Source organism: Stagnihabitans tardus (genome assembly GCF_009925085.1).
In the GTDB taxonomy this organism is placed as follows: Bacteria; Pseudomonadota; Alphaproteobacteria; order Rhodobacterales; family Rhodobacteraceae; genus Stagnihabitans; species Stagnihabitans tardus.
Genome location: NZ_JAABNR010000009.1, coordinates 1 through 14,011 on the forward strand (window position 1 = coordinate 1; position 14,011 = coordinate 14,011).

The window sequence follows — 14,011 nt, forward strand, 5'->3', positions numbered from 1 at the left end:
GCGCGCCCGGCCCGCATGGGCCGGGCGCGCCCCCCCGCCTCCGCCCCCCGGCCGTGTCCAAAATGCCTTTCTTCGAAAGGCATTCTGGCAGGCCCTATCTTCTTGAAGGGGGGCGTCCCCCAAGCGTTGCCCGAGACCGGGTCGACCTTCATCTCTGCACCGCAGGTGGCGCGGGGCACAGGCCCTTGGGGTCGCCGCCAGATCGGCGCTCAGGCCTTCCAGTCGCCCTCGAAATCCGCCGGAATCATCAGGTTATGGGCGCCGAAGTTCGCGATATCCCGCTCGCCGCAGAGCGCCATGGTCGTGTCGATCTCCTTGCCGATGACCTCAAGCGCCTTGGTCACACCGCGCTCTCCCATGGCCCCCAGGCCATGGACGAAGGCCCGCCCGATCATCACCCCATGCGCCCCCATGGCCCGCGCTTTCAACACGTCCTGGCCCGAGCGGATCCCGCTGTCCATCCAGACCTCGACCTTGTCGCCCACCGCCCGCGCCACCCCCGGCAAGCGCCGGATCGAGCTCAAGGCCCCGTCCAGCTGCCGCCCGCCATGGTTCGACACGACAATCGCCGCCGCGCCGAAATCGGCGGCCTTGCGGGCGTCTTCCTCGTCCAGGATGCCCTTCAGGATCAGCTTGCCGCCCCACATGTCGCGGATCCGCGCGATCTTGCCCCAGTCGAGCTGCGGGTCGAACTGCTCGGCCGTCCAGGAGGACAGGGACGAGAGGTTCGACACCCCCTTCGCGTGCCCCACGATATTGCCGAAGTGATGCCGCTTGGTCCCGGCCATCCCCAGGGCCCAACGCCAGCGGAACCCGATGTCGATGATATTGGCGAGCGTCGGCTTCGGCGGCGTCGAAAGCCCGTTCTTCAGATCCTTGTGGCGCTGACCCAGGAGCTGCAGGTCCAAGGTCAGGACCAGGGCCGAGACCCCCGCCTTCTTCGCCCGCTCCAGCGTCGCGCCGACGAAATCCCAATCCTTCATCACGTAAAGCTGGAACCAGAAGGGCTTGGTCGTATGCGCCGCCACATCCTCGATGGAACAGACCGACATGGTGGAGAGCGTGAAGGGCACGCCGAAGGCCTCTGCCGCCCGTGCCGCCTTGATCTCGCCATCGGCGCATTGCATCCCCGTCAGGCCCACCGGCGCCAGGGCCACGGGCATCGAGACCTTCTCCCCGGCCATCGTCGAGGCAATCGTCCGGTTCGACATATCCACCGCGACCTTTTGCCGGAAGCGCAGCCGGGCAAAGTCGCTGACATTGTCGCGGAAGGTCTGCTCGGTATAGCTGCCGCTCTCGCAATAATCCCAGAACATCTTGGGCACGCGCCGCTTGTGCAGCCGCTTGAGGTCTTCGATGCAGGTGATGACGGGATCTGACAGCAGGGACATGGGGCCTCCGAAGCGCGGGTGACTGGCATGTTAGCTGGCCCCGAAGCCAAGGACCAGAGGCCGCGTGGAACGGTTTCCACCCGGGCGCCGATCTTTTTGCGCCGCTTTTCCGGGCGACTTGCCGCAATTTTGGGCGGCATCCCCGCACCGCAGGGGCAAGCCCGCCCCCGGCTTTCCCCGGCTCTGGCCCTGTGGCGGGACAGGGCGCAATCCTTCCCCCGAACCGGAGGACAGATGCTGGACGCCGCCCCCCTCATCCCGATGCAGCGCGCCAAGGGCCGCGCCCATGCTGCCTTTGCGCTCAAGGGGGGCACGCGGCTGGCCGACCTCCGCCAGCAGGGCTCGGCCAAGGTGCTTCTGCCCCGCGTCGCGGGCGACCGCCCGGAGTTGGTCTTTCTGAACACCTCCGGAGGCCTGACGGGCGGCGACCTGCTCGAGCTTTCGCTCGACCTTGCCCCCGGCACGAAGCTTTCCGCCACGACCCAGACGGCCGAGCGCGCCTATCAGTCGCCGGGCCCCGCCGCCCAGGTCTGCTTCCGCGCCAGGGTTCAGGCGGCAAGCCTCCATTGGCTGCCGCAAGAGACCATCCTTTTCCAGGACAGCCACCTGACCCGCTCCACCGAAATCGACCTTTCGGGCGAGGCCGAGGTCCTTCTCTGCGAAAGCCTTGTCCTGGGCCGTCATGCCATGGGCGAGACCCTGACCCGCGCGCGGCTGACGGACAGCCGCATGATCCGCCGCGATGGCGTGCCGGTCTGGGCCGAGGGGCAGATGCTCTCGCCCGAGACGCTCTCGCGCCCCGTCCTGCTGGGCGGCGCCACGGCCTTTGGCGTCCTGGCCCTGGTGGCCCGGGGCGCCGAGGATATCCCCCGCCCGCCCCAGACCGAGGGCGCGCGGCTGGAGCTCTCGGCCTGGGACGGCCGCGCCCTGATCCGGATCGCCGCCTCCAGCGGCTTTGCCCTGCGGCGCCAGATGGCCGCCGTCATCACCCAACTCTCCGGCCGCGCCCTGCCGCGCGTCTGGGCCAGCGGAGGAACCCCATGAACCTGACCCCCCGTGAGCGGGAAAAGCTCCTTGTCTCCGTCGCCGCCATGGTCGCCCGGGGCCGCCTTGCGCGCGGCGTGAAGCTGAACCACCCCGAGGCCGTGGCGCTGATCACCGATTTCGTCGTCGAGGGCGCGCGGGATGGCCGCAGCGTCTCGGACCTGATGCAGGCCGGCGCCCATGTCATCACGGCCGAACAATGCATGGAGGGCATCCCGGAGATGATCCACTCCGTCCAGGTCGAAGCCACTTTCCCCGACGGCACCAAGCTCGTGACCGTCCATCACCCGATCCGTTGAGGCCCGAAATGAAGCGTCTGTCCCTCTTTGCCCTGATCCCCGCGCCCGCCTTCGCTCACCAGGGCGACCATTCGCATGCGGGCCTGTTGCATCTCCTGACCGAGCCCGACCACCTGCTGTTGATGGCTCTGGCCGTGGCGGCAGTGGTCTATGTCGCCGTGAAGGTGCGGCGATGATCCCGGGCGAGGTCTTCACGCCGGAGGGCGAGATCGAGCTGAACTCCGACGCCCCGGTCACCGTGCTGATGGTGGCCAATACCGGCGACCGTCCGATCCAGGTGGGCTCGCATTACCACTTCGCCGAGACCAATCCGGGGCTCTCCTTCGACCGCGAGGCCGCAAGGGGCCAGCGCCTGGATATCCCCGCAGGCACCGCCGTCCGCTTCGAGCCCGGCCAAAGCCGCGAAGTGCGCCTCGTGCCCTATGGCGGGCTCCGCCGTGTCTACGGCTTCAACGGCAAAGTGATGGGAGACCTCTGATGGCCAACCGGATTTCCCGCGCCGATTATGCGGCAATGTATGGGCCGACCACGGGCGACAAGGTCCGCCTGGGCGACACCGAGATCATCATTCAGGTCGAGCGCGACCTGACGACCTATGGCGAAGAGGTCAAGTTCGGCGGCGGCAAGGTGATCCGCGACGGGATGGGACAGAGCCAGGTCACAAGGGCAGGGGGGGCGGCCGATACGGTCATCACCAATGCGCTGATCCTCGATCACTCGGGCATCTACAAGGCCGATGTGGGGCTGAGGGACGGGCGCATCTCGGGCATCGGCAAGGCGGGCAATCCGGACACCCAGCCGGGCGTCACCATCATCATCGGCCCCTCGACCGAGATCATCGCGGGAGAGGGCAAGATCCTGACCGCCGGGGGCTTTGACGCCCATATCCACTTCATCGCTCCGGGCCAGGTCGAGGATGCGCTGCATTCGGGCATCACGACCATGCTGGGTGGCGGCACGGGGCCTGCGCATGGGACGCTCGCCACGACTTGCACTCCCGGCCCCTGGCACCTGGCACGCATGCTGCAGGCCCTGGACGGGCTGCCCATGAACTTCGGCCTTTCCGCCAAGGGCAATGCCTCCCGCCCCGAGGCCCTGGTGGAGATGGTGAAGGCCGGCGCCTGCGCCATGAAGCTGCACGAGGATTGGGGCACGACCCCCGCCGCCATCGACTGCTGCCTTTCGGTGGCCGATGACATGGATGTGCAGGTGATGATCCACACCGATACGCTGAATGAATCGGGCTTCGTGGAAAACACCATGGCCGCCATCGCCGGCCGCACGATCCATGCCTTCCACACCGAAGGCGCGGGCGGAGGCCATGCGCCCGACATCATCAAGGTGGTGTCTTCGGAAAACGTCATCCCCTCGTCGACCAACCCGACCATGCCCTATACGGTCAACACGATCGAAGAGCATCTCGACATGCTGATGGTCTGCCACCACCTGGACCAGTCGATCCCCGAGGACGTGGCCTTTGCCGAAAGCCGCATCCGCCGTGAGACCATTGCCGCCGAGGATATCCTGCATGACATGGGCGCTTTCTCGGTCATGTCCTCGGACAGCCAGGCCATGGGCCGCGTGGGCGAGGTCATCACCCGCACCTGGCAAACCGCCCACAAGATGAAGGTCCAGCGCGGGCGCCTCGCGGAAGAGACCGGCGACAACGACAATGTCCGCGCCAAGCGTTATATCGCGAAATACACGATCAACCCGGCCATCGCCCAGGGCATGAGCCGCCACATCGGCTCGATCGAGGTCGGCAAGCGCGCCGACCTGGTCCTCTGGTTCCCCGCCTTCTTCGCCGCCAAGCCCGAGATGGTCCTGATCGGCGGCATGATCGCCTGCGCCCAGATGGGCGACACCAACGCCTCCATTCCCACCCCGCAGCCCACCTATTCCCGCCCGATGTTCGGCGCCATGGGCCGTGCGGTGGAGCGCAACGCGGTGCTGTTCATCTCCCAGGCCGCGCAGGCCGATGGACTGGGCGCCGCCTTGGGGCTGGCGAAATCGACGCTTCCGGTGGAAGGCACCCGCAAGATCGGCAAGTCCTCGATGATCCACAACTCGGCCAAGCCCCATATCGAGGTGAACCCCGAAACCTACGAGGTCCGCGCCGATGGCGAGCTTCTGACCTGCGAGCCCGCCAAGTCGCTCCCCCTCGCCCAACGCTATTTCCTGTACTGACATGAGCCTTCTGAACACCGCCCGCCAGGTGATCCGCCAGCCCGACCTGGGCGGGCGGATTGCCCATGACGTCGTGACCCTGACCTATGACGAGCGCTTCCTGCGCCGCAAACGCCTGGTCACCGCCCATGACATCAGCGTCATGGTCAACCTGGCCGAGACCCTTTCGCTGAACCACGGCGACTGTTTCGAGCTGGACGATGGCCGCCTGATCGAGGTCATCGCCGCCGAAGAGCCGGTCGTCGTCGTCACGGGCGACCTCGCGCGGCTGGCCTGGCACATCGGCAACCGCCACACGCCCTGCCAGATCGAGCCCACGCGGCTCCTGATCCGCCAGGACCATGTGATCGAGGCCATGCTGGCCCAACTGGGCGCGGGCCTTTCGCGCGCCATCGAGCCCTTCACCCCCGAAGGCGGCGCCTATGGCCATGGGCGCACGCTTGGTCACAGTCATGGGGGCCATGACCACGGCCACGCCCCCGCCTTCGACCCCCATGCCCCCGTGGCGCTCTTCCCCTTCGCCAAGCCATGACCGAAGCATCCCCCCATGGTGCAGAGCCTCCGGACGCAGAGGTTGGCTCCCTGGCCGAAGTCCTCGATCCCTCCCGGATTCGCCTCTCCGTGTCGGAGGCCCGCCTGCTTCTGACCCAGCTCCTGTCGCCCGCCTTTCCGATTGGCTCCTATGCCTATTCCCAGGGGCTGGAGGTCGCCATGGCGTCGGGCAGGGTCCATGATGTGGAGACTTTGCAGGACTGGATCGAGGGCGTCATCCTCTTTGGCTCCGCCCGGATCGACATGGCCCTGATCGCCCAGGCCCGCGCGCCCGGGGCCGACCTTGCGGCCCTGGCGGCTCTGGCCCTGGCCTATGCCCCCGCCCGCGAACGCGCCGAGGAGCTGCGCGACCAGGGCGCCGCCTTCGCCGCCTGCGCCCGGGCCCTGGGGCTGGACATCCCCGACCTGCCCTATCCCGTGGCCTTGGGGGCCGCGACCTCCTCCCTGCCTTTGCCGGACACGGAGGTCCTGGCGCTCTACCTCCACTCCCTCGCCGCCCAGCTGACCTCGGCGGCGGTGCGCTTTCTGCCGCTCTCGGCGACCCTGGGCCAAAGGCTGATGGCCCGCCTCGCGCCCCTGATCGTCACCCAGGCCCAAAGCGCCCCCGAGCTCACCTCGGCCCACCTGGCGGCCGATCTCGCCGCCATGGCGCATGAAACCCTGCAACCAAGGATATTCCGCTCATGACCCTGAATGGCCCTCTGAAAGTCGGCATCGGCGGCCCGGTCGGCGCGGGCAAGACCTCGCTGACCGAGATGCTCTGCCGCGCCTTGGCCCATCGCTGTTCCATGGCGGTGATCACCAATGACATCTACACGCGCGAGGATGCCGATTACCTGACCCGCGCCCAGGTCCTGCCCTCTGACCGGATCCGGGGCGTGGAAACCGGCGGCTGCCCCCATACGGCGATCCGCGAGGATGCCTCGATCAACCTCTCCGCCGTGGCCGATCTGCGGCGGGAGTTCCCCGACCTCGACCTGATCCTGATCGAGAGCGGAGGCGACAACCTCTCGGCCACCTTCTCGCCGGAACTGGCCGACCTCAGCATCTATATCATCGACACGGCCGCCGGTCAGGACATCCCGCGCAAGAAGGGCCCCGGAGTGACCAAGTCCGACCTCCTGGTGGTGAACAAGACCGATCTCGCCCCCCATGTCGGCGTCGATCCGGTGCTCCTCGAAGAGGATACCAAGCGCGCCCGTGGCACGAAACCCTATGTCATGGCCCAGGTACGCAAGGGCCTGGGGCTAGACGCCATCGTGGCCTTCCTCGAACAAGAAGGCGGCCTCGAGCTAAAGCCCAAGGCCGCCTGATTTCACACTGCCCAAATATCCACGGGGTTTCCAAAGGGGCCCGTGGGCCCCTTTGGGCAGGGGGGTGCGGGGGGGCGGCAGCCCCCCGCTTCCTCCGGTTGGTTTCAAAGGCATGAAATGCCTTCGAAACCAACCGGACCCGCTCATTCCTCGCCCGGCAGAATCCGCACAGCCCCACGATCGGCCGAGGCGGCGAACATCGCATAGGCCTTCAGCGCCTGGCTCACCTTGCGCGGCCGCGTCTTTGCGGGCTTCCACCCGGCCACATCCTGTGCAGCCCGGCGCGTCGCCAGCTCCTCCTCCGAGACCCGCAGCGAGATCTTGCGGTTCGGAATGTCGATGTCGATGAAATCGCCATCCTTCACCAGGCCGATGGTCCCGCCGCTGGCCGCCTCCGGGCTCACATGGCCGATCGAAAGACCCGAGGTCCCGCCCGAGAAGCGCCCATCGGTCAGAAGCGCGCAGGCCTTGCCCAGACCCTTCGACTTCAGATAGCTCGTGGGATAAAGCATCTCCTGCATGCCCGGGCCACCCTTCGGCCCCTCGTAACGGATCACCACGACATCGCCCGCCACGATCTTGTTGGACAAGATCGCCTCGACCGCCGCGTTCTGGCTCTCGAACACCTTCGCAGGCCCCGAGAAGACCAGGATCGACTCGTCCACCCCCGCCGTCTTCACGATGCAGCCGTCGATGGCGATATTGCCCGACAGGACCGCCAGTCCACCATCCTTGGAAAACGGCGTCTTGGCCGAACGGATCACGCCCGTCTCCCGGTTCAGGTCCAGGTCGGCAAAGCGCCCCGTGGCGGTAAAGGCCGTGGCCGAGCGCACCCCGCCCGGGGCCGCCATGAAGAACTGCCGCACCTCTTCCTTGTTGGTGCGCGAGATATCCCAATTGTCGATGGCCGCCCCCAAGGACCGCGCATGGACCGTCGGCACTTCACGGTGCAACAGCCCCGCCGCGTCCAGCTGACCCAGGATCGCAAAGATCCCGCCCGCGCGGTGGACGTCCTCCATATGGACATCCTGCTTGGCGGGCGCGACCTTGCAGAGGCAGGGCACCTTGCGCGACAGGCGGTCGATATCCTCCATGTCGAAATCCACCCCGCCCTCATGGGCCGCGGCCAGGACGTGCAGGATCGTGTTGGTCGAGCCCCCCATGGCGATATCCAGCGCCATGGCGTTCTCGAAGGCCTCTTTCGTCGCGATGTTGCGCGGCAGGACCGAAGCATCCTCGCCCTCATACCAGCGCTTGGTGATCTCGACGATCAGGTGACCGGCCTCTTCGAAGAGCCGCTTGCGGTCGGCATGGGTCGCCAAGGTGGACCCATTGCCCGGCAAGGACAGACCCAGTGCCTCGGTCAGGCAGTTCATCGAATTGGCGGTGAACATGCCGGAACAGGAGCCACAGGTCGGGCAAGAGGCCTTCTCGATGGCCTCGACCTCTTCATCCGAATAGCTTTCATCCGCCGCCGAGACCATGGCATCGACGAGGTCCAGCGCCACTTCCTTGCCCTTGATGACGACCTTGCCGGCCTCCATCGGACCGCCCGAGACGAAGACCACGGGGATGTTCAACCGCATGGCGGCCATCAGCATGCCGGGGGTGATCTTGTCGCAGTTGGAAATACAGACCATGGCATCGGCGCAATGGGCATTGACCATGTATTCGACCGAATCCGCGATCAACTCGCGCGAGGGCAGGGAATAGAGCATCCCGTCATGGCCCATGGCGATGCCGTCATCCACCGCGATGGTGTTGAACTCCTTGGCCACACCGCCGGCCTTCTCGATCTCGCGGGCGACAAGCTGGCCCATGTCCTTCAGATGCACATGGCCCGGGACGAACTGGGTAAAGCTGTTCACCACGGCGATGATCGGCTTGCCGAAATCGCCATCCTTCATCCCCGTCGCGCGCCAAAGGCCACGGGCTCCGGCCATGTTGCGGCCATGGGTCGTCGTGCGGGAACGGTAATGCGGCATGGGAAACCTCCTGATCAGCCGCTTTCACATCGCGCTTTACGACCAAGGTTTCAAGGGCCCATCGCGTTTGCCTGCCCCGGCCTTTGCGTCTCCCCGCCCTCAGGCGCCGCCATCCGGACCCTCTGCCGGAGGCCAGGCCCCCTCGAGGTCGCGAGGGGCGATGCGGTCCATCACCTCGATCATCCAGCCAAGGCAGTCGGTCTGCGCCGGGCTCAGCCCCGTGACATGCAGGGCACCCGAGGCCACGGGGCGAAACTCTGCCCAGCGATTCTGAAAATCCGCGACGTCCCGAACCCTCTTGGGGCCCTTCACTGTCGCCCCCCTTGCAGCATCACCGACAATACCGGACCCATCGCGCATCTCAAATCCTGTCATTGACCTTTCGCCCCGCAATCAGGGGAAACCGTCGCTTCAGTCTGCGAATCTGCCTGTTAAAAAAACGTCAAAGGTCTTGCCCGGTGGCCGGGCTGAGGTCACAGTCCCGTCATCGGGATTGGGCGGACGATGACCAGGATTTTGCAGATCAACCTCTTTGGGGCTTGCAGCGTGCAGGGCAAGGGTCCGGGCGGCGCCTTCGAGATCAAGCCTGCCAAGCATCGCGCGCTCTTTGCCCTTCTCGCCACGGCCAATGGCGGCAGGCGGACGCGGGTCTGGCTGTTGAACATGCTCTGGGGCGCCTCGGCCCATGACGGCGGGCGCCAGTCGCTGCGCACCGCGCTTTCAAAGCTCAGGACCGAGATGGCGGGGACCTTCGACCAGGTGCTGCGCGTCGACAATACCGAGATCACGCTTGACCTGTCGAAGGTCGAATTCACCGGGGCGCCGGGGGCGGGCGAGTTCCTTGAGGGCATCGACATCAAGGACGACGACTTCAATCACTGGCTGCAAGGCATCCGCCAATCGCCCGACCAGTATTTCGCGCTCTTGCGCGGCCAGGCGGCGCCCGCGCCCGCCGCCCGTTCCATCCTGCCCGCCATCGCGATCCTGCCCTTTCGCCTGGTGGCCGGAGAGGCGATCCACACCGTCCTCGGCGACTGGCTGGCCGAAGAGATCTGCCGGGCGCTTTCCCGCAGCCCGCTCCTGAGCGTCATCTCGCATCTTTCCTCGCGCGAGATCAGTGGCCAGCGGCCCGACACCCAGCGCCTGCGCCGGGCGCTTGGGGTCGATTACGCGGTGACGGGCAGCCTGCGGGTCCTGGGGGATCGCATCGTGCTGGATGCCGATTGCATCGACGTGGCCTCGGGGCGGATCCTCTGGACCCGGCAGACGCAAGGCAAGATGGCCGATTTCCTGACGCCCGACGCCGAAGCCGTGGCCGAGATCGTGCGGTCGGTCGGGCGGACGGTGGCGACCGAGGCGGTCGCCCAGGCGCGCGGGCGCAGCCTGAAGGCCCTGGCCGATCACCATCCGCTGATTGCCGGGATCGGGATGATGCACGAGCTGCGGCTCTCCTCCTTCTCGAAATCGCGCGAGCTGATCGAAGAGGCGATCCGCCGCGCCCCCGATGTGCCCGAGGCCCATGCCTGGCTGGCCGAATGGTATGTCATGTCGATCTTCAACGGCTGGTCGGATGACACCCTGCGCGATGCGGGCCGCGCCATGTCTTGCACCGAGCAGGCCTTGAACATCGACCCCGACAATACCTTTGCCCTGACCATCGACGGGGTGGTGATGAACAACCTCTTCCAGCGGCTCGACACCGCCGGGGCGCGCTTTCATGCCGCGCTGGACCTGAACCCCAACGAAAGCATCGCCTGGCTTCTGTCGGGCGTCCTTGCCGCCTATCGCGACGATGGGGCCGAGGCGGTCGAGCGCACCGAACAGGCGCTCCGGCTCTCTCCGGTCGATCCCTTCGGCTATTTCTACGACAGCATGGCCTCTACCGCCTACCTGGCCGCCGAGGACTGGGGCAAGGCGCTGAGTTTCGCCGACCGCTCCTTGCAGCGCAACGACCGTCACTCTTCGTCCTTGCGGGTGAAGATCTGCGCGCTGAACCAACTGGGGCGGGGCGAAGAGGCCCGTTCCGCGGCGGCCGAGATGAAGCGCCGCCAGCCTGGATTTTCCGTGGCGCAATACCGCCGCACCCATCCCGCTGCCGATGCCAAGATCGGTCAACGGGTGATTTCTTCGCTTTTGGACGCTGGTTTGACCTGAGGAGGATTGAATGACGACATTGGGAACGATGCACGGAATGCATGGCATGCACGGGATGCACGGCATGCATGGAATGCACGGTATGCATGGTATGCATGGTATGCATGGGATGCATGGCATGCATGGGATGCACGGAATGCACGGCATGCACGGGATGGGGGCGGCGGGCCCCGGGGCCGAGGCGGGCCAGCAGTCGGCCGCCGAGGCGATCCTGCATGCGGCGGGGCTTGACCCTCTGCCTGCCGCCGGGATCACGCAGCTGACCCCGAACTCTGCCGCCAACATGCGGCGCTGGGCGCCCGAGGTGCGGGCCCTCTTGATCCAGCAGGCCGTCGCGCGGCAGCTGGGCCATGCGGTGGACCCCGCTGGCACCCATGTCAGCCTGACCTGGAGCGGCAATGCGCTGGTGACGCTTTACCGTCCGACCGATGCGACGCTCGCGCCGCAATGCGACATCGTGCGGTTCTATGCCGATCAGCGCGGCGACCGCTCGGCCGAAGTCTTCAGCCAGATGGACGCTTTCGCGGCCTATTTCGGCCATCTCCTGGGCCTGACCTCGGCGCGCAATCCCAGGACGCTGGAGCTCTTGGCCCTGGTCCCCACGATCGCAGGGCCTGCGACCATGGTGCCCAAACACGTCTTCGCCGTCCGCCGGCCGGCCGAGATCGATGTCCGTGTCGCCGCCCTGATCGGCACGCCGGGGCATGGTGCCTTCCCCTCGGGCCATGCGACCCAGGCCATGGCCCTGGCCGTGGTCTGCGAGGCCCTGATCCGCGCCAACCCGGGCCATTTCCCCGATGCCGATATCCGCGTCGACCTCTGCTACCGCGCGGCGCAGCGCATCGCGGTCAACCGCACCGTGGCGGGGGTGCATTACCCGATGGATTCCGCCGCCGGGGCCCGCATGGGCCTTCAGATCGGCCGGGCCCTCGTGGCCATGGGCACGACGGGGGGCACGCTGGCCGACCTCGGGCCCTTTGACCCGAACCTGGCGCCCGGCAAGGACTATCTCTACGAAGAGACCCATGCGCTCTGGACCGCCACGCCCGCAGGCACGCCCATCGGGGTGGAGCCCGACCCGCTTCTGGGCTGGCTCTGGTCCCAGGCCGCCGCCGAATTCGGCTTGTGAGGCGCAGATGCCCTATCCCCTTGGACCCCATGAGCGCTGGCTCTTCGGGCCCGGCAAGCATTACGACCTGCCGGGCCTCTGGCTGGACACCCAGCCCAGCCTCTCTTGCCTGGCCGAGTTCCCGAACCCGGTCGGCAATCCCCTGACCGCCGTGGCCAATCTGTTGAACCACGACGGCATCACCATGCAGCCGCGCTTCCCGACGCTGTGGAGCGCGGGAGGCTTTCGGCCGCATTTCCTGCCCCTGCTTCTGACGCCCCAGGGCCAGACCGCGCTGGAAGAGCACAACCCCTCCCGGCTGGCCGAGCTGCTTGGCCGCCTGCCGCGTGAAGGCGCCCGGCATCTGCGGCTGAACTTCCCGGTCCGGTCCGAGACGCTGAATGCGAAGCCCCAGCCTCCGACGGCGGCGACACCAAGCCAGCCCCCCGGCGCGCCGCTGAGCGTGCTGGCGGTGATCGACCACGGCATCGCCTTTGCCGACCGTCGCCTGCGGGCGGGTGGCCAGACCCGGATGGATTATTGCTGGTCGCAATCGGCCCTGTCCCGCGAGGGTGAAACCGTGCTCTTCGGGCGCGAGTTCACCAGGGAGCAGATCGACGCCGGCGATGCAGAGGCGCTCTACCGCGAGGCGGGGCTCCTGGGCGGCGCCAACCGTCCGCCGATGCCCCTGGCGCGCCGCGTGGCGCATGGGACCCATGTGCTGGGCACGGCGGCACAGGGGCCCGGCAATGTCCGGCTGATCGGCGTCGACCTGCCTGCCACGGCGTTGTGGGACACTTCGGGCTTCGGCACCGACATGTTCCTTCTGGCGGCGGTGCATTACGTCTTCGACCGCGCCGACCGGATCGCGGCGGCGCATGGGCTGACCCATGTGCCCGTCGTCTTGAACATCTCGCTGGGGTGGTCGGGCGGGCCGCATGACGGGACCTCTCCGATCGAGGCCGCGCTGGCCGAGATCATCGAAGCCCGCCGGACCCTGGCGCCGACGCTGCTGGTCCTGCCCTCGGGCAACATGTTCACCGACCAGCTTGCCGCGCGGATCGAGGACCGGCACTTCGTCGATGGCCAGGCGGCGTTGCGCTGGTTTGCCCCGCCCTGCGACATGACCTCGTCTTTCGCCGAGGTCTGGCTGCCGGGCGGACCGCAAGGATACGAGGTCAGCCTGACCGCTCCGGATGGGACGGTGACGACCCTGGCCGCGCCGGGGTGGCAGGATGTGACCGTGGCGGGGCGGACCGTGGGGCTGGCCATGCTGGACTGCCCGCGCGGCACAAGGTGGCGGGCCAGCTTCTGCCTTGCCCCCACCGAGGCCAAGGCCCTGCCGCCGATGCCCCATGGCCCGGCGCCCGCCGGGGAATGGCGGATCGCCGTGCGCAGGCCCGCGACGGCGACAGGGGTGGTGCAAATCCGCATCCAGCGCGACGAGGACCAGCCCCAGGGCCGCACCGGCGCGCGGCAGTCGCGGCTGTTGGACCCCTGTTACGAACCCTATGACGCCACCGGAGCACCGGGACAGAAGGACAACGGCTCGATGCTTTGCCGGATGGACGGGCTGAACGGGCTGGCGACGCAGGCCGTGTCGCTGAACGTCGGGGGCAGCATCGACAGCCTGGCACGGCCTTCGCGCTATTCCTCGGCGGGGGTGGGCCGCGGGGTCGATGTCTCGGCCACGGCGGATCGGGGCGTGGCGCGGCCCGGGGTCCTGTCCTGGACGGCGCAGGGCGCGGGGGTGGTGGCGCAGTCGGGGACCTCTTCCGCCGCGCCCAAGGTGGCGGCGGCCCTGGCCCTCGCGCTTCTGACCGAGGTTCCTGCGGGCAATGGCGCCGATCTTCTGACCGGCGCCCCGGTGCCGCCGGACCTGGTCGACCGCCTGGGCCAGCTTCGGCTTTGACGGAGGGGGCTGCGGCCCCCTCTTTCGCTTTTTGTTCTAAACCTCATGTTAACCTTGACGTCGCCA

General features: G+C 67.4%; 14 protein-coding genes. 11 read left to right on the forward strand and 3 right to left on the reverse strand.

Annotation, left to right across the window (positions count from 1 at the left end):
• Positions 1-209: 209 nt before the first annotated feature.
• Positions 210-1,391: an alpha-hydroxy acid oxidase gene (locus GV832_RS10545; RefSeq protein WP_168774826.1), complete on the reverse strand. Its 1,182-nt coding sequence runs from the start codon at positions 1,389-1,391 to the stop codon at positions 210-212.
• Between the two features lie 234 nt (positions 1,392-1,625).
• Between GV832_RS10545 and GV832_RS10550 the strand changes: the two genes are divergently transcribed.
• Genes GV832_RS10550 through ureG form a run of 8 tightly spaced genes read left to right on the forward strand, consistent with a single transcriptional unit; the run spans position 1,626 to position 6,786 of the window.
• The gene (locus GV832_RS10550) at positions 1,626-2,435 is read left to right on the forward strand and encodes an urease accessory protein UreD (RefSeq protein WP_227754363.1); all 810 of its coding nucleotides are present in this window, start codon (positions 1,626-1,628) and stop codon (positions 2,433-2,435) included.
• A complete protein-coding gene (locus tag GV832_RS10555) occupies positions 2,432-2,734 on the forward strand; it encodes an urease subunit gamma (RefSeq protein ID WP_168774827.1) in 303 nt (100 codons plus the stop codon). The genes GV832_RS10550 and GV832_RS10555 overlap by 4 nt, the downstream gene beginning before the upstream one ends.
• Before the next feature lie 8 nt (positions 2,735-2,742).
• Positions 2,743-2,910 (forward strand): hypothetical protein, encoded by a 168-nt coding sequence (locus GV832_RS10560; RefSeq protein WP_168774828.1) that lies wholly within the window; start codon positions 2,743-2,745, stop codon positions 2,908-2,910.
• The gene (locus GV832_RS10565; protein WP_168774829.1) at positions 2,907-3,212 is read left to right on the forward strand and encodes an urease subunit beta; all 306 of its coding nucleotides are present in this window, start codon (positions 2,907-2,909) and stop codon (positions 3,210-3,212) included. Before GV832_RS10560 ends, GV832_RS10565 begins: the two co-directional genes overlap by 4 nt.
• Entirely contained in the window at positions 3,212-4,921 is a 1,710-nt protein-coding gene (gene ureC / locus GV832_RS10570) for an urease subunit alpha (protein WP_168774830.1), read from the forward strand. Before GV832_RS10565 ends, ureC begins: the two co-directional genes overlap by 1 nt.
• A gap of 1 nt (position 4,922) precedes the next feature.
• A complete protein-coding gene (locus GV832_RS10575) occupies positions 4,923-5,453 on the forward strand; it encodes an urease accessory protein UreE (protein ID WP_168774831.1) in 531 nt (176 codons plus the stop codon).
• Entirely contained in the window at positions 5,450-6,160 is a 711-nt protein-coding gene (locus tag GV832_RS10580; RefSeq protein WP_227754364.1) for an urease accessory protein UreF, read from the forward strand. The genes GV832_RS10575 and GV832_RS10580 overlap by 4 nt, the downstream gene beginning before the upstream one ends.
• A complete protein-coding gene (gene ureG / locus GV832_RS10585; RefSeq protein ID WP_168774832.1) occupies positions 6,157-6,786 on the forward strand; it encodes an urease accessory protein UreG in 630 nt (209 codons plus the stop codon). The genes GV832_RS10580 and ureG overlap by 4 nt, the downstream gene beginning before the upstream one ends.
• A gap of 143 nt (positions 6,787-6,929) precedes the next feature.
• Here ureG and ilvD read toward each other — a convergent pair whose 3' ends face one another.
• Both ilvD and GV832_RS10595 read right to left on the reverse strand, forming a co-directional pair.
• Positions 6,930-8,771, reverse strand: coding sequence for a dihydroxy-acid dehydratase (gene ilvD, locus GV832_RS10590; protein WP_168774833.1), 1,842 nt, complete (start codon positions 8,769-8,771; stop codon positions 6,930-6,932).
• 99 nt (positions 8,772-8,870) lie between these two features.
• Positions 8,871-9,017 (reverse strand): hypothetical protein, encoded by a 147-nt coding sequence (locus tag GV832_RS10595; protein WP_168774834.1) that lies wholly within the window; start codon positions 9,015-9,017, stop codon positions 8,871-8,873.
• Between the two features lie 258 nt (positions 9,018-9,275).
• On the opposite strand from GV832_RS10595, the gene GV832_RS10600 reads away from it, so the two are divergent.
• From GV832_RS10600 to GV832_RS10610, 3 genes are all read left to right on the forward strand, one after another.
• Positions 9,276-10,925, forward strand: coding sequence for a hypothetical protein (locus GV832_RS10600; RefSeq protein ID WP_168774835.1), 1,650 nt, complete (start codon positions 9,276-9,278; stop codon positions 10,923-10,925).
• 136 nt (positions 10,926-11,061) lie between these two features.
• Entirely contained in the window at positions 11,062-12,054 is a 993-nt protein-coding gene (locus tag GV832_RS10605) for a phosphatase PAP2 family protein (RefSeq protein WP_227754365.1), read from the forward strand.
• Between the two features lie 7 nt (positions 12,055-12,061).
• Positions 12,062-13,945 (forward strand): S8/S53 family peptidase, encoded by a 1,884-nt coding sequence (locus GV832_RS10610; protein ID WP_168774837.1) that lies wholly within the window; start codon positions 12,062-12,064, stop codon positions 13,943-13,945.
• Positions 13,946-14,011: the final 66 nt, after the last annotated feature.